The 25281-nt window shown below is 59.6% G+C and carries 27 protein-coding genes; 18 read left to right on the top strand and 9 right to left on the bottom strand.

Annotation, left to right across the window (positions count from 1 at the left end):
- Positions 1 to 14 precede the first annotated feature (14 nt).
- The 3 genes from ACZ9DP_RS25550 to ACZ9DP_RS25540 all read right to left on the bottom strand — a co-directional run bounded on the left by ACZ9DP_RS25550 (position 15) and on the right by ACZ9DP_RS25540 (position 3496).
- On the bottom strand, positions 15 to 1169 hold the full coding sequence (locus ACZ9DP_RS25550) for an amino acid ABC transporter permease (protein ID WP_476203946.1): 1155 nt from the start codon (positions 1167 to 1169) through the stop codon (positions 15 to 17).
- Between the two features lies 1 nt (position 1170).
- On the bottom strand, positions 1171 to 2373 hold the full coding sequence (locus ACZ9DP_RS25545; protein WP_455873032.1) for an amino acid ABC transporter permease: 1203 nt from the start codon (positions 2371 to 2373) through the stop codon (positions 1171 to 1173).
- 97 nt (positions 2374 to 2470) lie between these two features.
- Positions 2471 to 3496 carry an amino acid ABC transporter substrate-binding protein gene (locus ACZ9DP_RS25540; protein ID WP_476203945.1) on the bottom strand — a complete coding sequence of 342 codons (1026 nt, stop codon included), beginning with the start codon at positions 3494 to 3496 and terminating at the stop codon, positions 2471 to 2473.
- A 367-nt stretch (positions 3497 to 3863) separates the two neighbouring features.
- On the opposite strand from ACZ9DP_RS25540, the gene ACZ9DP_RS25535 reads away from it, so the two are divergent.
- Entirely contained in the window at positions 3864 to 5054 is a 1191-nt protein-coding gene (locus ACZ9DP_RS25535; protein ID WP_476203944.1) for a cystathionine beta-lyase, read from the top strand.
- Here the strand turns inward: ACZ9DP_RS25535 and ACZ9DP_RS25530 are convergent, their stop codons facing one another.
- Both ACZ9DP_RS25530 and ACZ9DP_RS25525 read right to left on the bottom strand, forming a co-directional pair.
- A complete protein-coding gene (locus ACZ9DP_RS25530) occupies positions 5055 to 6203 on the bottom strand; it encodes an FAD-dependent monooxygenase (protein ID WP_194729629.1) in 1149 nt (382 codons plus the stop codon).
- Positions 6204 to 6226: 23 nt separating this feature from the next.
- A complete protein-coding gene (locus tag ACZ9DP_RS25525) occupies positions 6227 to 6472 on the bottom strand; it encodes a zinc-finger domain-containing protein (RefSeq protein WP_028739675.1) in 246 nt (81 codons plus the stop codon).
- Between the two features lie 156 nt (positions 6473 to 6628).
- Here ACZ9DP_RS25525 and ACZ9DP_RS25520 point away from each other — a divergent pair, with 156 nt between their 5' ends.
- The 7 genes from ACZ9DP_RS25520 to clpA all read left to right on the top strand — a co-directional run bounded on the left by ACZ9DP_RS25520 (position 6629) and on the right by clpA (position 13014).
- Positions 6629 to 7414: an alpha/beta fold hydrolase gene (locus ACZ9DP_RS25520; RefSeq protein ID WP_476203943.1), complete on the top strand. Its 786-nt coding sequence runs from the start codon at positions 6629 to 6631 to the stop codon at positions 7412 to 7414.
- A 126-nt stretch (positions 7415 to 7540) separates the two neighbouring features.
- Positions 7541 to 8371: a serine O-acetyltransferase gene (gene cysE, locus ACZ9DP_RS25515; RefSeq protein ID WP_039844787.1), complete on the top strand. Its 831-nt coding sequence runs from the start codon at positions 7541 to 7543 to the stop codon at positions 8369 to 8371.
- 136 nt (positions 8372 to 8507) lie between these two features.
- A complete protein-coding gene (locus tag ACZ9DP_RS25510; RefSeq protein WP_022715471.1) occupies positions 8508 to 8711 on the top strand; it encodes a DUF3126 family protein in 204 nt (67 codons plus the stop codon).
- A 159-nt stretch (positions 8712 to 8870) separates the two neighbouring features.
- Entirely contained in the window at positions 8871 to 9281 is a 411-nt protein-coding gene (locus ACZ9DP_RS25505; protein ID WP_476203942.1) for a DUF3597 domain-containing protein, read from the top strand.
- 253 nt (positions 9282 to 9534) lie between these two features.
- Positions 9535 to 9903 carry a phasin family protein gene (locus ACZ9DP_RS25500; RefSeq protein WP_039844789.1) on the top strand — a complete coding sequence of 123 codons (369 nt, stop codon included), beginning with the start codon at positions 9535 to 9537 and terminating at the stop codon, positions 9901 to 9903.
- 260 nt (positions 9904 to 10163) lie between these two features.
- Positions 10164 to 10517 (top strand): ATP-dependent Clp protease adapter ClpS, encoded by a 354-nt coding sequence (gene clpS, locus ACZ9DP_RS25495; protein ID WP_239599559.1) that lies wholly within the window; start codon positions 10164 to 10166, stop codon positions 10515 to 10517.
- A 10-nt stretch (positions 10518 to 10527) separates the two neighbouring features.
- Positions 10528 to 13014, top strand: coding sequence for an ATP-dependent Clp protease ATP-binding subunit ClpA (gene clpA / locus ACZ9DP_RS25490; protein ID WP_074067965.1), 2487 nt, complete (start codon positions 10528 to 10530; stop codon positions 13012 to 13014).
- A gap of 348 nt (positions 13015 to 13362) precedes the next feature.
- On the opposite strand, the gene ACZ9DP_RS25485 is transcribed toward clpA, so the two are convergent.
- The 4 genes from ACZ9DP_RS25485 to ACZ9DP_RS25470 all read right to left on the bottom strand — a co-directional run bounded on the left by ACZ9DP_RS25485 (position 13363) and on the right by ACZ9DP_RS25470 (position 16303).
- Positions 13363 to 13794 (bottom strand): HIT family protein, encoded by a 432-nt coding sequence (locus tag ACZ9DP_RS25485; RefSeq protein WP_074070251.1) that lies wholly within the window; start codon positions 13792 to 13794, stop codon positions 13363 to 13365.
- Positions 13795 to 13847: 53 nt separating this feature from the next.
- Complete coding sequence (locus tag ACZ9DP_RS25480; RefSeq protein ID WP_476203941.1) at positions 13848 to 15038, bottom strand: GNAT family N-acetyltransferase; 1191 nt, start codon at positions 15036 to 15038, stop codon at positions 13848 to 13850.
- Positions 15039 to 15116: 78 nt separating this feature from the next.
- The gene (locus ACZ9DP_RS25475; protein ID WP_194729634.1) at positions 15117 to 15836 is read right to left on the bottom strand and encodes a glycerophosphodiester phosphodiesterase; all 720 of its coding nucleotides are present in this window, start codon (positions 15834 to 15836) and stop codon (positions 15117 to 15119) included.
- Complete coding sequence (locus tag ACZ9DP_RS25470) at positions 15833 to 16303, bottom strand: RidA family protein (RefSeq protein ID WP_194729635.1); 471 nt, start codon at positions 16301 to 16303, stop codon at positions 15833 to 15835. The genes ACZ9DP_RS25475 and ACZ9DP_RS25470 overlap by 4 nt, the downstream gene beginning before the upstream one ends.
- Before the next feature lie 137 nt (positions 16304 to 16440).
- Here ACZ9DP_RS25470 and ACZ9DP_RS25465 point away from each other — a divergent pair, with 137 nt between their 5' ends.
- The 10 genes from ACZ9DP_RS25465 (at position 16441) to rseP (ending at position 25165) form a co-directional block, all read left to right on the top strand.
- Positions 16441 to 17280, top strand: coding sequence for a cell envelope integrity EipB family protein (locus ACZ9DP_RS25465; protein ID WP_194729636.1), 840 nt, complete (start codon positions 16441 to 16443; stop codon positions 17278 to 17280).
- Positions 17281 to 17423: 143 nt separating this feature from the next.
- Positions 17424 to 18134 carry a pentapeptide repeat-containing protein gene (locus ACZ9DP_RS25460; protein WP_074067976.1) on the top strand — a complete coding sequence of 237 codons (711 nt, stop codon included), beginning with the start codon at positions 17424 to 17426 and terminating at the stop codon, positions 18132 to 18134.
- A gap of 52 nt (positions 18135 to 18186) precedes the next feature.
- Entirely contained in the window at positions 18187 to 18831 is a 645-nt protein-coding gene (locus ACZ9DP_RS25455) for a metallophosphoesterase family protein (RefSeq protein ID WP_074067977.1), read from the top strand.
- Positions 18832 to 19019: 188 nt separating this feature from the next.
- Positions 19020 to 19784, top strand: a complete 765-nt coding sequence (gene rpsB / locus ACZ9DP_RS25450) for a 30S ribosomal protein S2 (protein WP_022715483.1) — start codon at positions 19020 to 19022, stop codon at positions 19782 to 19784.
- 241 nt (positions 19785 to 20025) lie between these two features.
- Positions 20026 to 20952: a translation elongation factor Ts gene (gene tsf, locus ACZ9DP_RS25445; RefSeq protein ID WP_074067979.1), complete on the top strand. Its 927-nt coding sequence runs from the start codon at positions 20026 to 20028 to the stop codon at positions 20950 to 20952.
- A 95-nt stretch (positions 20953 to 21047) separates the two neighbouring features.
- A complete protein-coding gene (gene pyrH / locus ACZ9DP_RS25440) occupies positions 21048 to 21770 on the top strand; it encodes a UMP kinase (RefSeq protein ID WP_022715485.1) in 723 nt (240 codons plus the stop codon).
- A gap of 53 nt (positions 21771 to 21823) precedes the next feature.
- Complete coding sequence (gene frr / locus ACZ9DP_RS25435) at positions 21824 to 22384, top strand: ribosome recycling factor (protein WP_022715486.1); 561 nt, start codon at positions 21824 to 21826, stop codon at positions 22382 to 22384.
- Between the two features lie 34 nt (positions 22385 to 22418).
- Complete coding sequence (locus ACZ9DP_RS25430; RefSeq protein WP_039844800.1) at positions 22419 to 23162, top strand: isoprenyl transferase; 744 nt, start codon at positions 22419 to 22421, stop codon at positions 23160 to 23162.
- Between the two features lie 3 nt (positions 23163 to 23165).
- The gene (locus ACZ9DP_RS25425) at positions 23166 to 24002 is read left to right on the top strand and encodes a phosphatidate cytidylyltransferase (RefSeq protein WP_194729640.1); all 837 of its coding nucleotides are present in this window, start codon (positions 23166 to 23168) and stop codon (positions 24000 to 24002) included.
- Between the two features lie 29 nt (positions 24003 to 24031).
- Positions 24032 to 25165: an RIP metalloprotease RseP gene (rseP, locus tag ACZ9DP_RS25420; RefSeq protein ID WP_022715489.1), complete on the top strand. Its 1134-nt coding sequence runs from the start codon at positions 24032 to 24034 to the stop codon at positions 25163 to 25165.
- The last annotated feature ends 116 nt before the right edge of the window (positions 25166 to 25281 follow it).

The following is a 25281-nucleotide window of genomic DNA, read 5'->3' as shown; positions in this document are numbered from 1 at the left end:
TTATTCCCTCATTCTTATCGTTTGTGGCCGGTGTCGAGGTAGCGTTCCATGAACACGGAATAGCGCGACATGCCGAAGCAGAAGATCCAGAAGATGAAGCCTGCGAAGACGAGGCCTGTCAGCGGCGTGACCGAGCTTGCCCAGTTGGAATCGGTAAAGTTCAGGCGGACGATGCCGAGCAGGTCGAACATGCTGATGATCGAAACGAGCGACGTATCCTTGAACATGCCGATGAACGTATTGACGATGCCCGGGATGACCAGCTTGATCGCCTGCGGCAGAACGATGAGCCGCATCTTCTGCCAGTAGCCAAGACCGAGTGAATCGGCTCCCTCATACTGGCCCTTCGGGATCGCCTGCAGGCCGCCGCGAATGACTTCCGCCATATAGGCGGAGGCGAAGATCGAGACACCGATCACCGCGCGCATCAGCTTGTCGACATTCCAGCCGGTCGGCAGGAAGAGCGGCAGCATGACGCTTGCCATGAAGAGGACCGTGATCAGCGGGATGCCGCGGATCACTTCGATGAAGGTGACGCAGACCATCTTCACGACGGGCATTGTCGATCGCCGACCAAGCGCCAGCACGATGCCGAACGGCAGCGAGACGGCCATGCCGACGAAGGACACGACCAGCGTCACGAGCAGGCCGCCCCAGAGCGGCGAGTCGACGACTTCAAGGCCGAAGCCGCCGTAGAGCATGAAGAACGAGACGATCGGCAGCACGGCGAAGAGCAGGATCGCGTTCAGACCTTTGCGCGGTACCGACGGGATCAGCATCGGGATCAGCAGCAGTGCAAAGAGGATGAAGACGATCGTCGGACGCCAGCGCTCGTCGAGCGGATAGCGACCGAAAATGAACTGATCCAATTTCGCATTGACGAAGGCCCAGCAGGCGCCGCTCCAACCATCGGGCTGGATGCCGCCTTGAACCGCGGTTGCACAGAAGGTGCGGTCGCTACCCGTCCACACGGCCTGGATGAACAGCCAGTCGATCATCTGAGGCACGACCCAGGCGAGGGCGGCGATCGCAAGCACCGTCAGCAGGATGTCCTTGGGCGTTGCAAGCAGGTTGCGCCTGACCCAGGCGACGGCGCCGCGTTCGCCGGGCGGCGGCGGTTCAGCCGTGAGGATCGCCGTTCTGACAAAGGGGGTGTTGGCAACGGACATCTTATCTCTCCACCAGTGCCATCTTGGCGTTGAACCAGTTCATGAACAGCGACGTGAGGATACTGAGGCTGAGATAGACGACGATCCAGATCAGCACGATTTCGATGGACTGGCCGGTCTGGTTGAGGGTCGTTCCGCCGACGGCGACAAGGTCCGCAAAGCCGATCGCAATGGCGAGCGACGAGTTCTTTGTCAGGTTCAGATACTGGCTCGTCAGGGGCGGAATGATGATGCGGAAGGCTTGCGGCACCACGACAAGGCGGGTGATCGCAGAAGGATGCAGTCCGAGCGCGCCTGCCGCCTCCGACTGTCCTTTGGCTACGCCGCGAATGCCGGCGCGGACGATCTCGGCAATGAAGGCTGCCGTATAGAAGGAAAGCGCCAGGAAGAGCGACATGAATTCCGGGCCGACGACCGAGCCTCCCGTCAGGTTGAACTTGCCGGCGACCGGAAGGTCGAAGGACATCGGCAGGCCGGTCACCAGGAAGGCAAGGATCGGAAGGCCGGCGATCAGTGCGATCGAGACCAAGATCGTGTGGAACGGCTGGCCCGTCGCGGCCTGGCGCTTATGCGCCCAGCGCGCGGTTATAATGGCGGCGATGATGCCGACGACAAAGGCGATCAGAACCGCCCACATGCCCGCTTCGAAGATCGGCTTCGGGAAGGCCAGACCGCGATTGTTCAGGAACATGTTCAAGGGCAAGTGATACGATTCTCTGACCGCGGGCAGAATGGCAAGAACGCCGGAATACCAGAAGAAGATGACAAGCAGCGGCGGGATGTTGCGGAACACTTCGACATAGACCGTGCACAGCTTGGCAATCAGCCAGTTGTGCGACAATCGCCCGATGCCGACGATGAAGCCGATGATCGTTGCGGTGATGATACCGGTAACCGCGACCAGGAGGGTATTCAAGAAGCCGACGACGAGGGCGCGTCCGTAGGTCGAGTCACTGGAGTAGGAAATCAGCGACTGACCGACCTCGAAGCCGGCGCGTCCTCTGAGGAAGGCGAAACCAGAGGCCGTATTGCTGCGTGCGAGATTCTCGATCGTGTTGTCCACAATCCACCAGACCACTCCAGCGATCACGAGGACGGTGAGAACCTGATAAAAGATACCCCGGTATTTGGGATCATACATTGCGGACCGGAAGGTCCCGCCGGTTTTAGGCAACGGTGTCGTGCCCAGAGCCTCTTGCGTCATGCCGAGCCAATTCCCCTATGTGCCCGTTTTGGGCTTTTTTCTTGGACGTGGGAAAGGCGGTTTCCCGCCTTTCCGGTATTTCATTCCAGGCCGGCGATCAGCGGACCGGCGGCGCGTACTGGATGCCGCCCTTGCTCCACAGAGCGTTCAGGCCGCGTTCGATCTTGAGCGGGCTGCCCTGACCGATGTTGCGCTCGAAGACTTCGCCGTAATTGCCGACGCCTTTGATCACATTATACGCCCAATCGTTGGTGAGGCCGAGGTCGGTGCCGATCTTGGTGTCGGTTTCGGAACCGAGGAAGCGCTTGATATCCGGGTTCGGCGAGTTCTTCATCTCGTCGACATTGGCCTGGGTAATGCCGAAGTCTTCAGCATTGACCAGAGCGAAGGCAGTCCAGGAGACGACATCGAGCCACTGGTCGTCACCCTGGCGAACGGCCGGGCCGAGCGGTTCCTTGGAGATGATCTCCGGAAGGATCATGTGCTCGTCGGGGTTCTTCAGCGTCAGACGCAGAGAATAAAGGCCGGACTGGTCGGTCGTGTAAACGTCGCAACGGCCGGAGTCGTATGCGGCGTTGACTTCCTCGAGCTTTTCGAAAACGACCGGGTTGTACTGAAGGTTGTTGGCCTTGAAGTAGTCGGCGAGGTTGAGTTCGGTGGTCGTGCCAGCCTGAACGCAGACGGCAGCGCCGGAAAGCTCGAGAGCCGACTTAACGTTCAGGCCCTTGCGAACCATGAAGCCTTGACCGTCGTAATAGGTGACCGCGCGGAAGTTGAAGCCGAGAGCGGTATCGCGGTTGATCGTCCAGGTCGTGTTACGCGACAAGACGTCGACTTCGCCGGACTGCAGGGCCGGGAAGCGGTCTTTCGCGGAAAGAGGCGTATACTTGACCTTTGTCGGATCGCCGAACACGGCTGAAGCGACCGCCTTGCAGAAATCGACGTCGAAGCCGGCCCAGTTGCCGGACGCGTCAGGCTGAGCAAAGCCGACGAGGCCGCTGTTGACGCCGCACTGGACGAAACCCTTTGCCTTCACGTCAGCGAGAGTGGCTGCCGAGGCAGCCGAGGCGCCAAGGGCGAAAACTGCTGCGCCGACGGCGGCGGACAGGAGCTTAATCTTCATTTTTCCCAACCTTTATCTGTTGTCTTATGTTTTTGTGGAGGGGACGGCTGAAGCAAACCATTCGCCCCCCAATTCTCGACACCCTCCCGGCGCGAGCGGTTCTATCACAGTCGCAAATATCACCACGGTCAAGTGTCGCGGTTCACAATTGCGGCAGAAATTAGCATTTTGGTAAAATGCGCCGCCCTGATAGGCATTTGAGCAGGAAATGGGCAGCCCTTTGCGGAAAATTGTCGCGTAATCCACTGATATATCTGATAAAGTAACGAACTGGGGAATTTGCGTAGTCTTCGCCGGGGTTGACCGTTTCGCGGGGCGGGTCCAGAAGTGCAGCTTTGCATCATTCCGCCAAGGGCCATTCCAGATTATGAAAGACAGAGACAATTTACTGCAGAACGCGGGCATCAATACGCGCCTGACGCATATCGGCAACGATCCTTCGGACTACTTCGGTTTCGTCAATCCACCGGTCGTCCATGCCTCCACGGTGCTCTTCCCCAATGCCAGGACGATGGAGACGCGGTCGCAGAAATATACTTACGGCACCCGCGGGACGCCGACGACGGATGCGCTCTGCGATGCGATCAATGCGCTTGAGGGGTCTGCCGGAACGATCCTGGTTCCTACGGGCCTAGCCGCCGTTACTGTGCCGTTGCTCGCATTTCTCTCGTCCGGCGATCATGTTCTCATCGTCGATTCGGTCTATACGCCGACGCGTCATTTCTGCGACACGCTGCTGACGCGTCTCGGCGTCGAGGTCGAATATTACGACCCGGCGATCGGCGCCGGTATCGAGCAGCTTTTCAAGCCGAACACGAAGCTGGTGCACACCGAGGCGCCAGGGTCGAATACGTTCGAAATGCAGGACATTCCGGCAATTGCCGCAATCGGCCACAAGCATGGTGCGGTCGTTGCAATGGACAATACCTGGGCGACCCCGGTCTATTTCCGGCCGCTCGACTTCGGCGTCGATATTTCGATCCATGCCGCGACAAAATATCCCTCCGGCCACTCCGACATCCTGATGGGCACGGTTTCGGCCAATGCCACGCATTGGGAGCAGTTGAAGGAAGCCAATATCACGCTCGGCATTTGCGGCGCTCCGGACGACGCCTACCAGATCCTGCGCGGCCTGCGCACCATGGGTGTACGGCTTGAGCGGCACTATGAAAGCGCGCTGACGATCGCCAAATGGCTTGAGGGCAGGGATGAAGTCGCGCGCGTCCTGCATCCGGCTCTGTCGAGCTTCCCGTCGCACGAACTCTGGAAGCGTGATTTCAAGGGAGCGAGCGGCATCTTCTCCTTCGTGCTCGCAGCCGATGCGCCGGAGAAATTCAAGGCGAAGGCGCATGCTTTCCTCGACGCACTGCAGATCTTCGGCCTGGGTTATTCCTGGGGCGGCTTCGAGAGCCTTGCAGTCCACGTCAATCTCAATGATCGCCGTATCCGCATGGCGCCGCAGGAAGGGCCCGTCATCCGGCTTCAGATCGGTCTTGAAGACGTGGTAGACATCAAGGCCGATATCGAACGTGGTTTTGCAGCCGCCAATGCCGTCTGATCAGTCGGTCGGACGGTAGCCGTAGACCCAGTCGAGATCCGCCGCGAGGCTTTGCGGCGCCTTCAGCAAAAGAACGATATCGCGGCCGATGCGCACCGGACCGCGGGCATGATAAGCGAAGCGGTTGAAGGCGCCGCGCTTGCGAATTTTTGCGACGCGCGGCGCGCGCTGTTGTTCGAAGCGAAGCAGAGCTTCCTTTACAGGATGGGCTGCAAGCAGCGCCGCGAGCTCGTAGGAATCTTCGATTGCCATCGCCGCGCCTTGGGCCGCAAAAGGCGTCATGGCGTGAGCCGCGTCGCCGATAAGGACGGTGTCACTTCCGTTTTGCCAGTTGCCCTCCGTCGCCTCGTAGAGCGGCCAGAAGGTAATCCGGGCGTCACCGAACAGTGATTTGATATCGGCACTCCATCCGGAAAAGCGCGATGAGAGCTGCTTCAATTGCTGCTCCGTCGGATCGTTGCGCCAGTCCTGCGGCGCAGCATTGCCGGCCGTGATGGCGACCAGATTGAGGCTGCCGGTCTCCTTCAGCGGATAGCAGATGAGATGGGCCGACGGCCCGAGGAATGCCGAGACATTGGCGCGATCGAGGAACGCCGGCGCGGAATTGCCGGCGATCGTGAAGCGATAGGCTATGTCGCCGGAAAAGTGCGGCGAGGGACTTCCCTTGATCGACTGCCGCAGCGTCGACCAGACGCCGTCGGCACCGATGATTACATCCGGCCGGCGGGTGGTTTCAGGAAGTGCGCCCGGGGCGATCCGATGGCCGAGATGGATCGTGCAACGAGGGTTTGCTTCGACTGCCGTAAGCAGCGCCCCCTGCAGCGTCGCGCGGTGCACGACGCCGTAGGGAGCGCCCCAGCGGATGCGGGCGAAGTCGCCTGCGGGAACGGCCGCAAGCGGGCGGAGCGTATCGCCGGAGAAAAGGCGAATGAATTGCGGCTCGAGCCAGACTTTTTCGATGTCCTGCAGGACGCCGAGTTTTGCGAGGATACGCGAGGCGTTCGGCGAGATTTGCAGGCCGGCGCCGACCTCTGCAAGCGCGGCAGCCTGCTCGAAAATATCCGAACTGATGCCGCGTTTAGCCAGGGCCAGAGCCGCGGTCAGGCCCGCAGTTCCGGCGCCGATGATGGCGGCGTGTTCGACCGGCATCTGATGTCCGATCTTGAGTGAATTTACGCTGCCTTGACGTGGAAGACGCAACCGGCCGGGTTCGTCTGGCTCGGCTTCAGCGCGCCGTTGAAGCGATAAAGCGTCGAACAGTAGGAGCAGACCTTTTCGTTGTCGTCGCCCATGTCGATGAAGATGTGCGGATGATCGAAGGGCACGGATGCGCCGGTGCACATGAACTCCTTCACGCCGACTTCGATCACGCGGTGTCCGCCGTCGTTCTGGAAGTGGGGAATGTTGTGGCCGGCCATGTCTGTCTCCGAATGCTTTGAAATGTGCGCGGACATTATAATCGTTCGCCTCAAATGTGTAGAGCCAAAGCGCCGCACGGCACATGGTTTTTTGGCGCGGCGAGGGTTCACCTCCGCTGCTCGATAAAATATGGTCCGGCCAAAAAGGACGGCATTATGAATCTGAACACGCCCGCATTTTCCAGTTTCACCCACGGCGGCCTGAAACTTGTCTTTCTCGACGAAGGGGATCCCAACGGCCCACCGGTGCTGCTCATTCATGGTTTTGCTTCGACCGCCAACGTCAACTGGGTGCATCCTGGCTGGGTGAAGACGCTGGGCGATGCAGGCTATCGGGTGATCGCGATGGATAATCGCGGCCACGGGAAAAGCGACAAACCGCACGATGCCGAAGCCTACCGGCCGTGGATCATGGCGGAAGATGCCGTGGCGCTTCTCGACCATCTAGGCATTCCGGAAGCCAATGTCATGGGCTACTCGATGGGCGCGCGGATTTCGGTCTTCACGGCGCTTGCCCATCCGCATCGCGTGCGTTCGCTGGTGCTCGGCGGCCTTGGCATCGGGATGACGGATGGCGTCGGCGATTGGGATCCGATTGCCGATGCGCTGCTCGCGCCCTCGCTGGACGACGTCACGCATGCCCGCGGGCGCATGTTCCGCGCCTTCGCTGAGCAGACCAGGAGCGACCGGCAGGCGCTCGCTTCCTGCATCCGGGGATCGCGCGATCTCGTGGCGCGGGCCGACATGGGCAGGATCGATGCGCCGACTTTGATCGGCGTTGGAACAAAAGACGATATTGCAGGTTCGGCAGAGGAATTGGCGGGCTTGATGCCGCATGCCGAGGCGCTGGACATTCCGGGCCGCGACCATATGTTGGCGGTTGGAGACAAGGTATTCAAGAAGGCGGTTCTAGAGTTCTATGAGAGAGTCGCCGGGCGGTGACAGTCCGTCTCAGAGTGCCGTGATTACCGAAAAATCATCCTAAAAAAGCATAGGACCGGCACCCATTTATGTTCTGGGCATTATGCCCTATATAATGTTGTTCCGACGGAAACGAGGAGACCTGGAATGGTCGCGAAGACTGACGTTCGTTTTGAGGCACCAAACCCGCTGAAGGTCATGGATCCGATCTGGGACAGCCTGCGCGAAGAAGCGCGTGTTGCTGCCGAGAAGGATCCGGTGCTGGCGGCTTTCCTTTATTCGACGGTGATCAACCACCGTTCGCTGGAAGAATGCGTCATTCATCGTATCTGCGAACGCCTCGACCATCCCGACATGCAGGCGACGCTGCTTCGCCAGGTCTTCGACGGGATGCTCGAAGACTGGCCGGAATGGAGCGATATCCTGCGCGTCGATATTCAGGCCGTCTACGACCGCGACCCAGCATGCCTGCGCTTCATGGAGGCGGTGCTGTATTTCAAGGGATTCCATGCGCTGCAGACGCATCGCCTGGCCCACTGGCTCCTCAATCACGGGCGCCGGGATCTGGCGCTCTATCTGCAGAGCCGGTCGTCCAGCGTCTTCCAGACGGACATCAATCCGGCAGCGCGCATCGGCCGGGGAATCTTCCTCGATCACGCGACCGGCCTCGTCGTCGGCGAAACGGCGGTAATCGGCGACAACGTCTCGATCCTGCATGGCGTCACGCTTGGCGGCACGGGCAAGGAGGGTGCTGACCGTCATCCGAAGATCGGCAGCGGCGTGCTTATCGGGGCGGGCGCGAAGATTCTCGGCAATATCCAGATCGGCTATTGCTCGCGTGTGGCGGCCGGTTCGGTCGTTCTAAAGGCCGTCCCGCCGAAGACGACGGTTGCTGGCGTGCCGGCGAAGGTGGTCGGGGAGGCCGGGTGTTCGGAACCGTCGCGCATCATGGACCAGGTGATCGGCGCCGATATCTGATCCGATTATATTTGTCAGAACGGAAAAGCTGGCGAAATCCTGAGGGGAAAGCCGGGGCAGATATGCCGCGGCAACCTTTACAGCTCCGCTTTTCCTGTGCAAGAAGCGGCCAACGAAGACCGCTAGGAGACCAAGTGTGAAGCCTGAAGAACTCAAGAAGCTCGACGCCTATTTCAAGAAGACGCTCAATCCGCAGATCGTCGTCAAGGCGCGCCCGCGCAAGGATGATTCCGCGGAAGTTTATCTCGGCGAAGAATTCCTGGGTGTCGTCTATGTCGACGACGAAGACGGCGATCGTTCCTACAACTTTTCGATGGCGATCCTCGACGTCGATCTCTGATCCTAGGGCGGGCCGCATCATTGCGGCTTGCCTTGCCGGACGGCATCGGCTCGTCGGCAGCCTGCTCGGCAACAATTTAGCCATCCGCGCTGGATGAGTTCGTCCTCCGCCCCATTTTAGTTTCTGCGAATGCAACCGAACTAAATTGGAGGATGAGACGTGGGTATTTTCGATAAAATCAAGAACGCGATTTTCGGCGGCGAAGCGCAGGCAGCACCGGTGACCGAGGCGGCCGCGCCGAAAATGGAACCTGCGCAGAGGCCGGCCGCGCCATCGGCAGCACCATCCGTAACCCCAACGACCGCGCCCACGACGGTCGATATCGTTCCGATTCTCGACGCTACCGTCAAAAAGAGCGGACAGAAGCTGGATTGGCGGCACTCGATCGTCGACCTGATGAAAGCGGTCGGTATGGATGCGAGCCTTTCCGAGCGCAAGGAACTTGCCGCGGAGCTCGGATATTCGGGAGACACAGGCGATTCCGCCAAAATGAACATGTTTCTTCACAAGGCGCTCATGAAGAAGCTGTCCGAAAATGGCGGCAAGGTTCCCGCAGATCTGATGGATTGAGACAGCCTTTGCCGACCTCAAGATTGTGGCTTCGCGAAATTTTTTATGAAGCCTCAGCATGAAGCCTCAGGTTGTGGACCCCTGATATATGTTTTGAAAATCAATCGGCGACGTACGTTGCTCTTTTTTCAAGGCGCTTTAGAGCAGCGTCATGCAATCCCCGGTAGTTGTGCAACGCACAAAATCGCTTGACTATTTGTGCGACGCAGCTACCTTTTGCAACAGCCAAGTACCACAAAAGGAGGAGACGAACATGTTCAACTTCGACGACACGAGCCGGAAGAGCAAGGAAGCCATGGACACGATGCTGAAGAGCTATTCCGACACGGCCAAGGGCGTCCAGGCGATCGCCACCGAAGCTGCCGAATATTCCAAGAAATCCTTCCAGGACGCCGTCAATCATTTCGAGACGCTCTCGGGCGCCCGAAGCTTCGAAACGGTCTTCGAATTGCAGACCGGCTTCATCAAGTCTTCCTACGAGAATTTTATCGCCGAGGCGACGAAGATGGGGGAAATGTACGCCGATCTCGCCAAGGGCGCCTATAAGCCTTACGAACCGCCGGTATCGGCTCCGTCCGCGAAGTCGCCCAAGGCTCCTCAGGTGACGCCCGCAGCTGCCTAAATGCGATGGTGCGAACAGCGCACCCTTGAAAAACGAAGACCGGCAACGCATCTGCGGCCGGTCTTTTTTTGTTTCCAGAAGCCCTTCAAGAATTCGAATGGGACTTTTTTAGTCTTTGCGTCGAGTCCTGCGGAATTGTGATTGCAGTCGCAAACAAGGGGCTTAAAATCGCTCTATTATGAACTAAGTTAGTGTTTCAGATATCCGGCGGGTAAAGCAGCCTCCCATGCACCACCGGATAGACCGAGGAATGAATGACAATGATCGCAAAGCCGATCCGGATGCAGAACGACAGCGAAAGGAACGGGGACAACGGAAATCGCGGAACCTCGGTCATCACACGCACAAAGACGAAGACCAAGAAGCCTAATCTCTACCGCGTGCTCATCCTGAATGACGACTACACTCCCATGGAATTCGTCATCCACATTCTGGAGCGTTTTTTTCAGAAGGATCGTGAAAGTGCCACCCGCATCATGCTTCATGTCCATAACCACGGCGTCGGCGAATGCGGGATATTTACATACGAGGTAGCGGAGACGAAGGTAAGCCAGGTGATGGACTTCGCCCGTCAGCACCAGCATCCGCTGCAGTGCGTCATGGAAAAGAAGTGAGGATCTCAACGTGCCAACATTTTCGCCTAGTCTTGAGAAGGCGCTCCATCAGGCACTGACCTTTGCCAACGAGCGGCATCACGAATATGCGACGCTCGAGCATCTGCTGCTCGCCTTGATCGACGATGCCGATGCGGCAGCTGTCATGGGTGCATGCAATGTCGACCTCGACGCGCTGCGCAAGACGCTGATCGAATACGTCGACAACGAACTTTCCAATCTGGTCACCGGATATGACGAGGACTCCAAGCCAACCTCTGGCTTCCAGCGCGTCATCCAGCGTGCCGTGATCCATGTGCAATCGTCCGGCCGCGAAGAAGTGACGGGGGCGAATGTCCTTGTCGCGATCTTTGCCGAGCGCGAAAGCCACGCGGCCTATTTCCTGCAGGAGCAGGAAATGACCCGATACGACGCGGTCAACTACATCTCCCACGGAATCGGCAAGCGCCCGGGCTCTTCGGAAGTGCGCACGCCGCGGGGCGCCGACGAGGAAGCGGAAAGCAAGCCGACTGCATCGCGCGGCGGTGAGGATGAAGGTGGCGCCAAGAAGCAGCAGGATGCTCTGAAGGCCTATTGCGTCAATCTCAACGAGAAGGCCAAGAGCGGTAAGATCGATCCGTTGATCGGCCGTAACTCGGAAGTCAGCCGTACGATCCAGGTGCTGTGCCGCCGCTCCAAGAACAACCCGCTTTATGTGGGCGATCCGGGCGTCGGCAAGACGGCGATTGCTGAGGGCCTCGCCAAGCGCATCGTCGAAGGCAAGGTGCCGGAAGCGCTCGCCGACGCCACCATCTTCTCGCTGGACATGGGCACGCTGCTTGCCGGCACGCGTTACCGTGGCGATTTTGAAGAGCGCCTGAAGCAGGTCGTCAAGGAACTCGAAGAATATCCGGGGGCCGTGCTCTTCATCGACGAAATCCATACCGTCATTGGTGCGGGCGCCACCTCTGGCGGCGCGATGGATGCATCGAACCTTCTGAAGCCGGCGCTTTCGTCCGGCGCGATCCGCTGCATCGGCTCGACGACCTACAAGGAATACCGCCAGTTCTTCGAGAAGGACCGGGCTTTGGTTCGCCGTTTCCAGAAGATCGATGTCAACGAGCCGTCGATCGATGATGCGATCGAAATCATGAAGGGCCTGAAGCCTTATTTCGAAGAGTACCACCACCTGCGCTACTCGAACGACGCCATCAAGTCGGCGGTCGAGCTGTCGGCCCGCTATATCTCCGACCGCAAGCTGCCTGACAAGGCGATCGACGTCATCGATGAAACGGGTGCCGCTCAGATGCTGCTGCCGCCATCCAGGCGCCGCAAGCTGATTACCGAAAAGGAGATCGAGGCGACGGTCGCGACGATGGCCCGCATTCCGCCAAAGAGCGTTTCGAAGGACGACGAAGCCGTTCTCGCTAACCTGGAGCAGGAACTGCGCTCGGTGGTCTACGGCCAGGATACGGCAATCGAAGCCCTTTCGACCTCGATCAAGCTGGCGCGTGCCGGGCTCCGCGAGCCGAACAAGCCGATCGGCGCCTACGTCTTCTCCGGCCCGACCGGCGTCGGCAAGACGGAAGTGGCCAAGCAACTCGCGTCGTCGCTTGGCGTCGAGATGCTGCGCTTCGACATGTCGGAATATATGGAACGGCACACGGTTTCTCGCCTGCTCGGCGCACCTCCCGGCTATGTTGGCTTCGACCAGGGTGGGCTTTTGACCGACGGCGTCGACCAGCATCCGCATTGCGTGGTCCTTCTCGACGAGATCGAGAAGGCGCATCCGGATATCTACAATATCCTGCTGCAGGTCATGGACCACGGCGCGCTGACCGACCATAACGGCAAGAAGATCGACTTCCGCAACGTCATCTTGATCATGACGACCAATGCGGGCGCGTCGGAAATGGCCAAGGCCGCAATCGGCTTCGGTTCGTCCAAGCGCACCGGCGAGGATGAGGAGGCGCTGACCCGCCTGTTCACGCCGGAATTCCGCAACCGTCTCGACGCGATCATTCCCTTCGCGTCACTGCCTACGGCCGTCATCCACAAGGTCGTGCAGAAGTTCATCATGCAGCTGGAGGCTCAGCTTTCTGAACGCAACGTCACTTTCGACCTGCAGGAGGAAGCGATCGACTGGCTTGCGGAAAAGGGTTACGACGAGAAGATGGGAGCCCGCCCGCTTGCCCGCGTCATTCAGGATGCGATCAAGAAGCCGCTGGCGAACGAAATCCTCTTCGGTAAGCTGAAGAAGGGCGGCGTCGTGAACGTCACGGTCGGCCCGAAGGAAGACGGCAAGCCCGGTATCATCCTCGAAGCGATCCCCGAATCCGCGCCGATCAAGCCGAAGCCGGAAGCCGAAACCGTTCATCCGGAAACCGACGACGAGGATGACGGCGAGCTGAAGACGAAGGCAAAAGCCAAGAAGACGGCGGTGAAGAAGGCGAAGGCTGAGGTCAGGGACGCACCGAAGAAGGCGAGCGCAGTGCCGAAGGTACCGCGGAGGAAATAGTCCGTCGCCGTGACGTGAATGAAGAAGGCCGCAGCGATGCGGCCTTTGATTTTTCTAGGTTTTTTTCAGGGGCGCAAGGCCGCTCCAACTGAGCGTGTCAACATCTTTGGGCTTTGGCGCGATCAGCGGACCTCTGGACCCCTGGCGGGAGGTCGCGAACACGCCGAAAATCGACAGGCGGGAAACCTACGTGTATCTCCACCGGACTGACTGTTAAGGCTGAAGAGCCTTTCCTTCCTGACACGTGTACGCCGATCTTGACCGACTCAGCTGCTCGAAGTTCGGAACGGTCAAGGCTGGGCTCGCCGCAGTCATTCGACGGGCTCTGCAAATTAATAGGTCCTGAAACTAGTTCCCAAGCTCACCCTTTATCTTTTCGGCATTCGCGGCAAGCACGCCGCCATCCTCCATCTTGCCGGAATGCGGCTTGAGGGCAACGCCCTCGTGGCGCGGGATGACGTGGAAGTGCAAGTGGAAGACGCTCTGGCCGGCGGCCGGTTCGTTGAATTGGCAGACCAGGACACCGTCGGCATCGAAAGCCTCTTTCACGGCCTTCGCGATCTTCTGGACGACGGGAATCGTCTGCGCGAGGACCGTGGGGTCGGCATCGAAAATATTGCGCGACGGCGCCTTCGGCACGACCAGGACATGGCCGGGGGCCTGCGGCATGACGTCCATGAAGGCTACCGTATGCTCGTCCTCGTAGATGCGGTGCGACGGGATCTCGCCGCGCAGGATCTTGGCGAAGATATTGCTGTCATCGTAAGCGGCGCTGGTCATCTCGAAATCTCCTCGTTCTCCGGTGATCGGGTAGCGCAGCAAAGGCGCGAGCGTCAGTCCTCCTGCTGCCGCTCGCCTTTGCGGAACGGACTGTGCTCGGCGAGGATCTCGTTCATATGCTCGACGTCCTCGCGTTCGCGTTCCAGATAGTCGGCAATCGCGCGCCGCAGGCCGGCATGGGCGACATAGTGCGCCGAATGTGTTGTCACCGGCAGGTAACCGCGCGCGAGCTTATGCTCGCCCTGCGCGCCCGCCTCGACGCGCTTCAGGCCCTTGGCGAGCGCGAAGTCGATCGCCTGATGATAACAGACCTCGAAATGCAGGAAGGGATGGTCTTCGCCGCAGCCCCAGTGGCGGCCGTAGAGCGTATCGCCGCCGATAAAGTTGATGGCGCCCGCGATATAGCGGCCGTTGCGCTTGGCCATCACCAGCAGGACATCTTCGGGCATACGCTCGCCGATCAGCGAATAGAACTTGCGGGTCAGGTATGGCCGCCCCCATTTGCGGCCGCCGGTATCCATGTAGAAAGCGAAGAAATGGTCCCAGATGCGCTCGGTGAGATCGCTGCCGGTCAGCCAGTCGATACTAATGCCGTTTTCGAGCGCCGTGCGGCGCTCCTTGCGCAGCGCCTTGCGCTTGCGCGAGGCCAGCGTTTCGAGGAATTCCTCGTGATTGGCATAGCCCTCGTTGATGAAATGGAACTGCTGGTCGGTCCGGTGCAGGTAGCCGTCGGTCTCGAAGACGCCGATCTCGTCTTCAGGCACGAATGTGACGTGCGCCGATGAGACGCCGAGGCGACGGACGACTTCCTTCAGGCCCTCGGCAACGGCGTTCTGGATCGGCCGCCGTTCAAGGCCCTCGGCAACGAGCAAGCGCGGACCGGTCGCCGGCGTGAACGGGATCGAACATTGCAGCTTCGGATAATAGCGCCCGCCCGCGCGCTCGAAAGCATCTGCCCAGCCGTGGTCGAAGACGTATTCGCCCTGGCTGTGATTCTTCAGATAAGCGGGCAGAGCGCCGATCAGCTCGCCCCTGTCCGTCTCAAGCAGCAGATGATGGCCGAGCCAGCCGGTTTGCGCGGTGGCAGAGCCTGACTCTTCGAGCGCGGAGAGGAAGGCGTGCGACAGGAAGGGGTTATAGGCGAGCGCCTTGCCTTCCTTGCACGTTCCGGAAAGCCGGGACCAGCTCTCCGGGGAAATCGCGGTGAAGGACCGTTCGACGCGGATCGATAGTTCGTCTGTCATGGAGCAAATGCGAGGCCCTTGGGAGGAGGATATTGGCTCCCCTTCAGTCTGCGCACGATCTTGTCCAAAAAGCGAGCGTCAAACCGAACCGCGTGGATCGAAACCTTCGAACGTCATCTGATCGGCATTCTCGACGGTGTGCTTGCGCGCCTTCTCGTCGCGGACCGTCCAGGTGATGACCGGGATGCCCTTCGCGCGCTGGCCGGTGATGAAGGCATTCGGCAGATCGGCGAAGAAATAGGAGATGAAATCGAGGCCGATTTCCATGGCCCGTTCGTGGTTGGCGAATTCTTCCGGCTTGTTGCCGCCGGCGGTAAGGCCGAGCGGGTAGGGCGCGTTCAAGGCTTTGAGGTCGCGCAGCAGCCAATGGTCGAAGCTCATGAGCGCGACCTTGCCGTCATAGCCTTCCAGCACTTCGACCACCGCTTCGGCAAAGCCCTCGTCATCCGCCTCGCGGCCCTTGAGTTCGAGGACGAGCGGAACCTTGCCCTTCACGAGATCGAGCAATTGCCTGAGCGTCGGGATCTTGTCGGTCGTGCCGCCGACGGACAGCAGGCCGAGTTCCCTGGAGGTGCGCTCGCGGATATCGCCCTTTATGCTACAGAGACGTTCGAGGTTCTCGTCATGAAAGATGACCGGCACGCTATCGGAGGCATAATGGAGATCGCATTCGATCGCGAAGCCGGCTTCGACGGCGCGGGCAAAGGCGGTGAGCGTATTTTCCCAGACGAGCTTGTTGGTGTCGTGGTAGCCGCGATGGGCGACCGGCAGTTCCTTGATCCAGGCGGCGGAGGTCATGACGCAATTTCCATGATGGCATCGATTTCGACGGCGGCGTTGAGCGGCAGCGCCGCCATGCCGACGGCGGCACGGGCATGCTTTCCGGCCCCGCCGAGGACGCCGGCGATCAGGTTTGATGCACCGTTGATGACAAGATGCTGTTCGACGAATTCCGGGGTAGAGGCGACGAAGCCGTTGAGCTTGATGACGCGCTTGATGCGGCCGAGATCGCCGCCGAGCGCAGCCTTCGCCTGAGCGAGAATGTTGATGGCGCAAAGCTCAGCGCCGCGCTGGCCTGCGGGAACGTCGACATTCCTGCCAAGATGGCCGCTCACGGCGACCTTGCCGCCTTCGAGCGGAAGCTGGCCGGAAATATAGAGAAGGTTGCCGCTGATCACATAGGGAACATAATTGGCAGCGGGTGCGGCGGCTTCCGGCAGAGTTATCCCCATTTCCGTCAGGCGGGCCGCGATTTCAATCGACATTTTCGTCTCCGCTTTTTGTTTCAGTTCTTCAAAAAATTATGCATCGGGACTAGAATCTTGCGTATGACGGTTTCGAGCCTCGATTTGGCCGAAAGCGTTCTTATAACATCGCGGCCGAGTCCAACAGGAGATAATGGATGTTCCGACCGAGTCTTGCCGCCCTTCTTCTTGCCGGCGTCGCAACAGGTGCCTGGGCGGCCGCGCCTGCCTCCGGCGCTGCGATCGCCTCCGGTCTTGTCGCCCACCGGGCGATCTACGATCTCGAACTGAAGGACGCGACTGAGCGCTCTGGCATCGCCGGCATGTACGGCCGCATGGTCTACGAATTCAACGGCAATTATTGCGACGGCTTCACCACCAATTTCCGCTTCGTGACGCAGATCAACACCGGCGACAGCACCCGCGTCAGCGACCAGCAGACGAAGACCTTCGAAAACGTGAAGGACCGCCGCTTCACCTTCGAAACGAAGTCTTTCACGGACGATCAGCTCGACAAGGAAGTCAACGGCGAGGCAAACGACAAGCCGGACGGCGTGACAGTCGATCTGACCCGCCCTCAAAGCAAGGAACTGCAGCTTGCCGAAAGCCGCTTCCCGACCGAGCACATGCTCGACGTGATCGAGAATGCCAAGGCGGGCAGGCGTTTCTTTGAAGCCCGCGTCTTCGATGGCTCGGACGATGGGGACAAGCCCCTGGCGACGACGACCGTGGTCGGCAAGCAGATTACGCCGGTTGCCGGTGACGAGGCGGATGCGGGCAATGCCGGCGCGTTTTCCAAGACGGCCGTCTGGCCGGTGACGATCTCCTATTTCAACGAGAATACGAAATCAGACGCGCTACCGGTCTATCGCATGTCATTCAAGCTTTATGAGAACGGCATTACGCGCGATCTCACCATGGATTATGGTGATTTCGTTCTGACCGGCAGGCTCGCGAAGCTGGAAATGCTGGATAACAAGGCCGACACCTGCAAGTGAACCGCTGGCGGCATGGAGGCGCATCTTAGACAACGTGTTATGCCCTATTTCTCTTTTTCTGGTGCATAATGGAAGTGCAGGACGGACGTTGTCCTGCCCGGGCCTGCCGCCGTTGACGGGGCGGGGCCGATAGGGGGTGGGATATGAAGAACTTGTCACGGATTGCACGTTCAGGTCTTGCGGTGGCGCTCCTTGCTGCTGCAGCCGCGGTATCGGGCGGTCATGTGATGGCGGCCGATTGCCACGACACGCCTAACGCAGGCGTTGACTGGAGCGAATGCACCAAGAAGAACCTGATGCTTGAAGGCAGCGACTTCGAAAAAGCCAGTCTCGCAGGCACGGATCTGTCGCAGACCAGCCTCAAGAATGCGAACCTTGCCGCGGCAAACCTCGAGAAAGCGACCCTGATACGGGCTTGGCTTGAAGGTGCAAAGGCCGACGAGGCCAGATTCGACAAGATCGAAGCCTACCGGGTCGTGTTCCAGAATGCGTCGGCGCAGCGCGCTTCCTTCATCAGCGCTGAGCTGCAGCGCGCGGATTTCACTGGCGCACAGCTTTCAGGTGCGAACTTCGAAAAGGCCGAGCTCGGGCGCGCGACTTTTGAAACGGCCGTATTGACCGGAGCCAGGTTTGCGCTTGCCAATCTCTCCCGCGCCGATCTCAGCGGCGCGAGCTTCGAAGGTTCGATCGATTTCGATCGCGCCTTCATGTTCCTGACGAGAATAGAGGGGCTCGATCTCTCCGCAGCAACCGGGCTTCAGCAGTCGCAGATCGAACTGGCCTGCGGCGATACGTCGACCAAGCTTCCTTCCGGTCTTACGATACCGAAGAACTGGCCCTGCGCAACGGACTGAGTGAGCGCGCAAACGGTGGCAATGAAATCAATGTCCCGCGGGAGGCGCCGGCATGAATTTCACATTTGCGGTTGGCGACATCCATGGCTGCCTGGAGCCGTTGAGAGAGATGCTTGATCGCATCGGGGCATACGCACGCGCCGGCACGGTGGTTTTCATCGGCGACTATATCGACCGCGGCCCTGACAGCAAGGGAGTGATTGATCTCCTGATGAACGGATCGGGCAGCGAGTCCTGGCGATGGGTATGTCTGAAGGGTAACCACGAGGATATGATGCTGCGCGCCTGCGCTAACGATGACGAGCGTATCTGGTGGTTGGAAAACGGCGGGATTGAAACGGAGCTTTCCTATGGGGGCAAAGTAGCCGCAAACCATATGCTGTGGGCCAGTCAGTTGTCGTTGATGTATGCCGATAGCCACCGGATCTTTGTGCATGCCGGCGTTGTTCCGGATTTACCGCTGGAGATGCAGGCCCCCCAAGACCTGCTCTGGCTTCGGGTTCCCGACGACTATTCAGCGGACTATTGGGGAAAACACCTGTGTCATGGACACACGCCCTCGGACGCGAATCCGCTGACCGTTGGCAACCGCACGAATATCGACAGCGGATGCGTGTTCGGCGGTCCGCTTTCATGCGCCGTGTTTGAAGATTCGCTGGCCGGCGGACCGGTCGAGTTTATCCAAGTGCAGGGCTAGGGGCAGTCAGATGCCAGTTTTTTTGAGCGAACGCCTTGCATTTTCGGCGGATCGACGGTAAGGGCAGCCGCATTCCACACGTAAGGCATGGGATCGTCCGGGAGAAATCCGGATTTTTCCGCCGGTGGCATCTTCGAAGAGGATGCTGTTCGCCTTGCGGAGGTTCAACCGGAAAAGGAGTCAAAGGCATGGCATTGCCTGATTTTTCTATGCGCCAGCTTCTGGAAGCTGGTGTTCACTTCGGCCACCAGACCCATCGCTGGAACCCGAAGATGAAGCCGTACATTTTCGGCGATCGTAACAACATCCACATCATCGATCTGGCTCAGACCGTTCCGATGCTTTCGCGCGCACTGCAGGTTGTCAGCGACACCGTTGCCCGTGGCGGCCGCGTTCTCTTCGTCGGTACCAAGCGCCAGGCTTCCGAGCTCATCGCTGACTCGGCCAAGCGTTCGGCCCAGTACTACGTCAACTCGCGCTGGCTCGGCGGCATGATGACGAACTGGAAGACGATCTCCAACTCGATCCAGCGTCTGCGCAAGCTCGACGAAATCCTTTCCAACGAAGCCCAGGGCTTCACCAAGAAGGAACGTCTGAACCTCGAGCGCGAGCGTGAAAAGCTCGACAAGGCTCTTGGTGGTATCAAGGACATGGGCGGTACCCCGGACCTGATGTTCATCATCGATACCAACAAGGAAAAGATCGCCATCGACGAAGCCAAGCGCCTCGGCATCCCGGTTGTCGCAATCATCGACTCGAACTGCGATCCGGACCTGATCGACTATCCGATCCCGGGCAACGACGACGCTTCGCGCGCTATCGCTCTCTACTGCGACCTGATCTCCCGCGCCGCTATCGACGGTATCGCCCGTCAGCAGAGCGCATCGGGCCGCGACCTTGGCGCTTCCGTTGAAGCTCCGATCGAGCCGACGCTCGACGAGGCTCAAGCCTGATAAACAGGCGGACGGGCCTAAAGGTCCGTCCAGCTTGACTGGATTGGGAAAGGCCGCGCGAGACTTTGCGAAGCTCCGGCGGCCTTGACCTTTTTAGGGCGGTAGGTTCAGGCCGGTCCGCCCAACGAGTTCTGATATGGCGCGTCTTCATCACGCTGTCATACATAAAGGTACATTTCGTGCCTCAATCCGGTGGCGCAGAGCATTTTGCGGACCACCGTAAACCGACAAGAGGAAGCTTATGACCGAGATTACGGCTGCAATGGTGAAGGAACTGCGCGAAAAGACCGGCGCAGGCATGATGGACTGCAAGAAGGCTCTCGCTGAAACCAATGGCGACATGGAAGCGGCGATCGACTGGCTGCGCGCCAAGGGCATCGCCAAGGCTGACAAGAAGTCGGGCCGCACCGCTGCCGAAGGTCTCGTCGGCGTTGCCAGCCAAGGCACCAAGGCCGTCGTGGTCGAAGTCAACTCCGAAACCGACTTCGTTGCCCGTAACGACGCCTTCCAGGATCTCGTCCGCGGCATCGCAAAGGTTGCCGTTTCGACCAACGGTTCTGTCGAGGCCGTCGCTGCTGCGACCTATCCGGCTTCCGGCAAGTCCGTTGCTGACACGATCAAGGACGCGATCGCGACCATCGGCGAAAACATGAACCTGCGCCGCTCGATTGCCCTCTCCGTCGAGGACGGCGTCGTCGCCACCTACATCCACAACGCCGTTTCCGACGGCCTCGGCAAGCTGGGCGTTCTGGTTGCGCTGAAGTCGACCGGCAACAAGGAGGCGCTGAACGCCATCGGCCGCCAGATCGCCATGCACATCGCTGCGACCTCGCCGCTCGCCATCCGTCCGGAAGAAGTCGACGCCGCTGTCGCCGAGCGCGAACGCAACGTCTTCATCGAGCAGTCGCGCGCTTCCGGCAAGCCGGACAACATCATCGAAAAGATGGTTGAAGGCCGCATGCGCAAGTTCTTCGAAGAAGTCGCGCTGGTTTCCCAGGCTTTCGTCATCAATCCGGACCTGACGGTCGGTGCCGCACTCAAGGAAGCTGAAAAGACCGTCGGTGCGCCGATCGAGATCACCGGCATGGCACGCCTGCTGCTCGGCGAAGGCGTCGAGAAGGAAGAAACCGACTTCGCAGCCGAAGTCGCGGCTGCCGCCAAGGGCTGATAAAACCTCATATAATGTGAAAACGGCAGGGCATCGCGTGACAACGCGGTGCCCTTCGTGTATCCGGCAATCATGCCAACATACGAGGAGCCAAGATGTCGTCAGAGCCTGTCTATAAACGCGTTCTACTCAAGGCTTCCGGCGAAGCGCTCATGGGTAGCCAGGGATTCGGTATCGACGTTGCGGTAGCGGACCGCATCGCGTCGGATATCGCCGAAGCCCGCCAGATGGGCGTCGAAGTCGGTGTTGTCGTCGGCGGCGGCAATATCTTCCGCGGCGTAGCCGTCGCCTCCAAGGGCGGCGACCGAGTGACGGGCGACCACATGGGAATGCTCGGTACCGTGATCAACGCGCTGGCGCTCGCAACGTCGCTGCGCAAGCTGAACATCGATACGGTCGTGCTTTCGGCAATCTCCATGCCGGAACTCTGCGAGAGCTTCTCGCAGCGCGCGACGCTCTACCATCTGTCGATGGGCCGCGTGGTCATCTTCGCGGGCGGCACTGGCAATCCTTTTTTCACGACCGATTCTGCCGCAGCCCTTCGAGCCGCCGAGATGGGCGCCCAGGCGATCTTCAAGGGCACCCAGGTGGACGGAATCTATTCCGCCGACCCGAAGAAGGATCCGTTTGCGACGCGCTTCGACCGGCTGACGCACCAGGAAGTGCTCGACAAGGGCCTTGCCGTGATGGACGTCGCGGCTGTCGCCCTCGCGCGCGAAAATTCCATTCCGATCATCGTCTTCTCGATCCACGAGAAAGGCGGTTTTGCTGAAATCTTGACGGGCGGTGGCCTCAAGACCATCGTATCGGACAACTGATAGAGAGACGGCGCTGGACGGCCGCGCGTCTTCGACTGACAGGAGTATTGAGCATGACTGAAGCTACAGACATCAAGGAACTGAAGCGCCGCATGGACGGCGCGATTTCCGCATTCAAACACGATATCGCGTCGCTGCGTACCGGCCGCGCCTCGGCCAACATCCTGGACCCGGTGACGGTCGAAGCCTATGGTTCGCGCTTGCCGCTCAATCAGGTCGCCAATATCACCGTGCCGGAGCCGCGCATGCTTTCGGTATCCGTCTGGGACAAGTCGATGGTAAGCGCGACGGAACGTGCGATCCGCGAGTCAAACCTCGGACTCAACCCGATCGTCGACGGCCAAAACCTGCGCATTCCTTTGCCGGAACTCAACGAAGAGCGTCGAAAGTCGCTGGTCAAGGTCGCGCATGACTACGCCGAGAAAAGCAAGGTTGCGATCCGCCATGTACGCCGCGACGGCATGGACGGCCTTAAGAAAGCCGAAAAGGACGGTGTCATAAGCCAGGACGAAAGCCGGGCGCAATCAGATCGTGTGCAGAAGATGACGGATGAGATGATTTCCGAGATCGATCGCTTGCTTGCCGACAAGGAAAAGGAAATCATGCAGGTCTAGGGCTTTGCCTGCGCCCCTGGAGACCGGACGGGAAATGTCGGAACCAGTATTCTTGAGTATGCCAGAACATGTTGCCATCATCATGGATGGCAACGGCCGTTGGGCAAAGCAGCGAGGGCTGCCGCGCGCGATGGGTCACCGCAAAGGTGTGGAAGCCGTTCGCGAGACCGTGCGCGCCGCAGGCGATGCCGGCATCAAGTACCTGACGCTCTTTGCCTTTTCTTCAGAGAACTGGCGCCGGCCGGAAGCGGAGGTCTCCGACCTCATGGGATTGCTCAAGGCCTTCATCCGGCGCGACCTCGCCGAACTGCATGCGCAGAATGTGCGGATCAGGATCATCGGCGACCGGCATAGTCTTCGCAGCGATATCCTCAACCTCCTGCTCGAAGCCGAAGAGACGACGCGGGACAACACCGCGCTGACGCTGGTCATCGCTTTCAACTACGGCTCGCGCGACGAGATCGCCAGAGCCATGGTGAGCCTTGCCGAAGATGTCGAGGCTGGGCGGCTGCGAGCCCGGGAGATCACACCCGAGCTCGTCAATGCCCGGCTGGATACGGCCGGCATTCCCGATCCCGATCTAATCATTCGCACCAGCGGCGAGGAGCGCCTTTCGAACTTCCTTTTGTGGCAGGCCGCTTATTCCGAATTCGTCTTCGTGCCGGAATACTGGCCGGATTTCGGCCGGGAGCTCTTTTATGCCGCGCTCGAGAAGTTCGCGGCGCGCGACCGCCGATTCGGCGGCCTGTCGCCGCAGGCCGCGGCAGTAGGCACCTGATTGATGCAGCAGGAACTGAAACTCCGCATTATCTCCGGTGTCATTCTGGCAATCATCGTGCTCGCGGTGACCTGGTACGGCGGCTTCGCCTTCCGCCTGCTCTCGGCGGTAATTGCCCTGCTTATCTATTATGAATGGTCGACAATCACGCGGCTGCAAACCGAACAGCCGGTCGCGAATGTGGCAGGCTGGGTGGGGCAGGCGGCCATCGCGGCTGCAATCCTGCTCGGACGCTTCGATTTTGCGTTGAGCCTGCTTGTTTTCTTTTTTGCGATTGCTGTCGGCTTCGTGGCGGCGCAGAGCGCCAGCCGCTGGTTTCCCGCTGGCATCGTCTATGCCGGACTGACCGGCATCGCACTTGCCGAAATCCGGGGCGGGGACGCTGCAGGGCTGCAAGCCATGCTCTTCGTCTTCGCGGTGGTCTGGGCAACCGACATCCTTGCCTATTTCGTCGGCCGAGCAGTCGGCGGGCCAAAGCTCGCACCGAGGATTTCGCCGGGAAAGACGCAATCCGGCGCTTTGGGCGGCGCGGTTTCGGCTGTGATTGCGGGCAGTGTCATCGCCTACTTCTTCATTCCCGAGGCGGACTGGCTGATGGCGGCCGCCGTCGCCTTCATTCTTTCCGTCTGCAGCCAGGCAGGCGATCTCTTCGAATCCTTCATCAAGCGGCGATTCGGTGTGAAGGATTCCAGTCATCTCATTCCGGGACACGGTGGCGTTATGGATCGCGTCGACGGGCTGATATTCGCTTGTTTTGCAGCCTTCTTGCTCGCGACATTATTTTCCCTGATAAAGGGTGACGGCATGGCGCCGCTTGGCGCCGCTTTGTTCGGGTTCTGATATCTGCGCAGGGCGCAGCGGAAGGATTTATGGAAGGCATGACCGGTATATTCGGCTTTCTAACGGGTTATATCATTCCGTTCGTTCTGGTCCTCTCGCTGCTCGTTTTCGTGCACGAGATGGGCCACTATCTGGTCGGCCGCTGGAGCGGCATCCGCGTGCTCGCTTTTTCTGTCGGCTTCGGACCAGAGCTTGCGGGCTTTACCGATCGGCATGGAACGCGCTGGAAGATCTCGGCGATCCCGCTTGGCGGCTATGTGCGCTTCTTCGGCGACGAGGACGCCTCGAGCAAACCGGACATGGATAAGCTCGAATCGATGTCGGAAGCGGATAGAGCGCGCTCATTTGCCGGCGCGAAGCTCTGGAAGCGCGCAGCGACGGTGGCCGCAGGTCCCATCGCCAACTTTCTGCTGGCGATCATCATCTTTGCGGTTCTTTTCTCGATCTACGGCCGCTCGATCGCCGATCCGGTCGTCGCCGAAGTGAAGCCGGAGAGCGCTGCCGCCGAGGCCGGAATCCTGCCCGGTGACCTGCTGATCGCAATCGACGGCGGGAAGGTCGATACGTTCGACGATGTGCGCCGCTATGTAAGCGTTCGCCCGGAACAGCGGATCGTCGTTACCATCGAGCGGAACGGCGAGAAGATGGACCTGCCGATGGTGCCGAAGCGCACCGACATGACGGACCAGTTCGGCAACAAGATGGAGATCGGTTTGATCGGCATCGTGACGAACCAGGAGGTCGGCCATTTCCGCGTGCAGACATATACGCCGCTCGCAGCCTTGGAGGAAGGCGCCGTTCAGACCTGGCATATCGTCACCGGTACCTTCAAATATATCGGCAATCTTTTCGCGGGCTACATGAAGCCCGATCAGCTCGGCGGACCGATCCGCGTGGCCCAGGCGTCCGGCCAGATGGCAACGCTCGGTGTTGCAGCCCTGCTTCAGCTTGCCGCGGTGTTGTCCGTTTCCATCGGATTACTGAATTTGATGCCTGTTCCGGTACTTGATGGCGGGCATTTGATGTTCTATGCGATTGAGGCAGTGAGGGGTAAACCTTTAGGGGCATCGGCCCAGGAAATTGCATTTCGCATTGGTCTGGCTATGGTCCTTTCACTGATGGTTTTTGCTACCTGGAACGACATTAGCGCGTTGATAGGTTAACGCGCGCGGTGAGGGGAAATTACCGTTTATTTACGATGTTTCAAAGCTGTAGTGGCGAATGGGTCACGCTTCGAAATGAAGTAAACAGAAATTAACTTGCTGCCTTGCTTGTAGGG

The sequence above is a fragment of the Rhizobium sp. USDA 4016 genome, assembly GCF_056279705.1.
Note: the sequence above shows the minus strand (reverse complement) of the source record. Positions and strands in the feature narration are given on the sequence as shown.

Bases quoted from the DNA above. Each gene is read 5' to 3' on its own strand.
- ACZ9DP_RS25550 (WP_476203946.1), bottom strand. From the start codon at position 1,169: ATGTCCGTTGCCAACACCCCCTTTGTCAGAACGGCGATCCTCACGGCT.
- ACZ9DP_RS25545 (WP_455873032.1), bottom strand. From the start codon at position 2,373: ATGACGCAAGAGGCTCTGGGCACGACACCGTTGCCTAAAACCGGCGGG.
- ACZ9DP_RS25540 (WP_476203945.1), bottom strand. From the start codon at position 3,496: ATGAAGATTAAGCTCCTGTCCGCCGCCGTCGGCGCAGCAGTTTTCGCC.
- ACZ9DP_RS25535 (WP_476203944.1), top strand. From the start codon at position 3,864: ATGAAAGACAGAGACAATTTACTGCAGAACGCGGGCATCAATACGCGC.
- ACZ9DP_RS25530 (WP_194729629.1), bottom strand. From the start codon at position 6,203: ATGCCGGTCGAACACGCCGCCATCATCGGCGCCGGAACTGCGGGCCTG.
- ACZ9DP_RS25525 (WP_028739675.1), bottom strand. From the start codon at position 6,472: ATGGCCGGCCACAACATTCCCCACTTCCAGAACGACGGCGGACACCGC.
- ACZ9DP_RS25520 (WP_476203943.1), top strand. From the start codon at position 6,629: ATGAATCTGAACACGCCCGCATTTTCCAGTTTCACCCACGGCGGCCTG.
- cysE (WP_039844787.1), top strand. From the start codon at position 7,541: ATGGTCGCGAAGACTGACGTTCGTTTTGAGGCACCAAACCCGCTGAAG.
- ACZ9DP_RS25500 (WP_039844789.1), top strand. From the start codon at position 9,535: ATGTTCAACTTCGACGACACGAGCCGGAAGAGCAAGGAAGCCATGGAC.
- clpS (WP_239599559.1), top strand. From the start codon at position 10,164: ATGATCGCAAAGCCGATCCGGATGCAGAACGACAGCGAAAGGAACGGG.
- ACZ9DP_RS25485 (WP_074070251.1), bottom strand. From the start codon at position 13,794: ATGACCAGCGCCGCTTACGATGACAGCAATATCTTCGCCAAGATCCTG.
- ACZ9DP_RS25480 (WP_476203941.1), bottom strand. From the start codon at position 15,038: ATGACAGACGAACTATCGATCCGCGTCGAACGGTCCTTCACCGCGATT.
- ACZ9DP_RS25475 (WP_194729634.1), bottom strand. From the start codon at position 15,836: ATGACCTCCGCCGCCTGGATCAAGGAACTGCCGGTCGCCCATCGCGGC.
- ACZ9DP_RS25470 (WP_194729635.1), bottom strand. From the start codon at position 16,303: ATGTCGATTGAAATCGCGGCCCGCCTGACGGAAATGGGGATAACTCTG.
- ACZ9DP_RS25465 (WP_194729636.1), top strand. From the start codon at position 16,441: ATGTTCCGACCGAGTCTTGCCGCCCTTCTTCTTGCCGGCGTCGCAACA.
- ACZ9DP_RS25460 (WP_074067976.1), top strand. From the start codon at position 17,424: ATGAAGAACTTGTCACGGATTGCACGTTCAGGTCTTGCGGTGGCGCTC.
- ACZ9DP_RS25455 (WP_074067977.1), top strand. From the start codon at position 18,187: ATGAATTTCACATTTGCGGTTGGCGACATCCATGGCTGCCTGGAGCCG.
- rpsB (WP_022715483.1), top strand. From the start codon at position 19,020: ATGGCATTGCCTGATTTTTCTATGCGCCAGCTTCTGGAAGCTGGTGTT.
- tsf (WP_074067979.1), top strand. From the start codon at position 20,026: ATGACCGAGATTACGGCTGCAATGGTGAAGGAACTGCGCGAAAAGACC.
- pyrH (WP_022715485.1), top strand. From the start codon at position 21,048: ATGTCGTCAGAGCCTGTCTATAAACGCGTTCTACTCAAGGCTTCCGGC.
- frr (WP_022715486.1), top strand. From the start codon at position 21,824: ATGACTGAAGCTACAGACATCAAGGAACTGAAGCGCCGCATGGACGGC.
- ACZ9DP_RS25430 (WP_039844800.1), top strand. From the start codon at position 22,419: ATGTCGGAACCAGTATTCTTGAGTATGCCAGAACATGTTGCCATCATC.
- ACZ9DP_RS25425 (WP_194729640.1), top strand. From the start codon at position 23,166: ATGCAGCAGGAACTGAAACTCCGCATTATCTCCGGTGTCATTCTGGCA.
- rseP (WP_022715489.1), top strand. From the start codon at position 24,032: ATGGAAGGCATGACCGGTATATTCGGCTTTCTAACGGGTTATATCATT.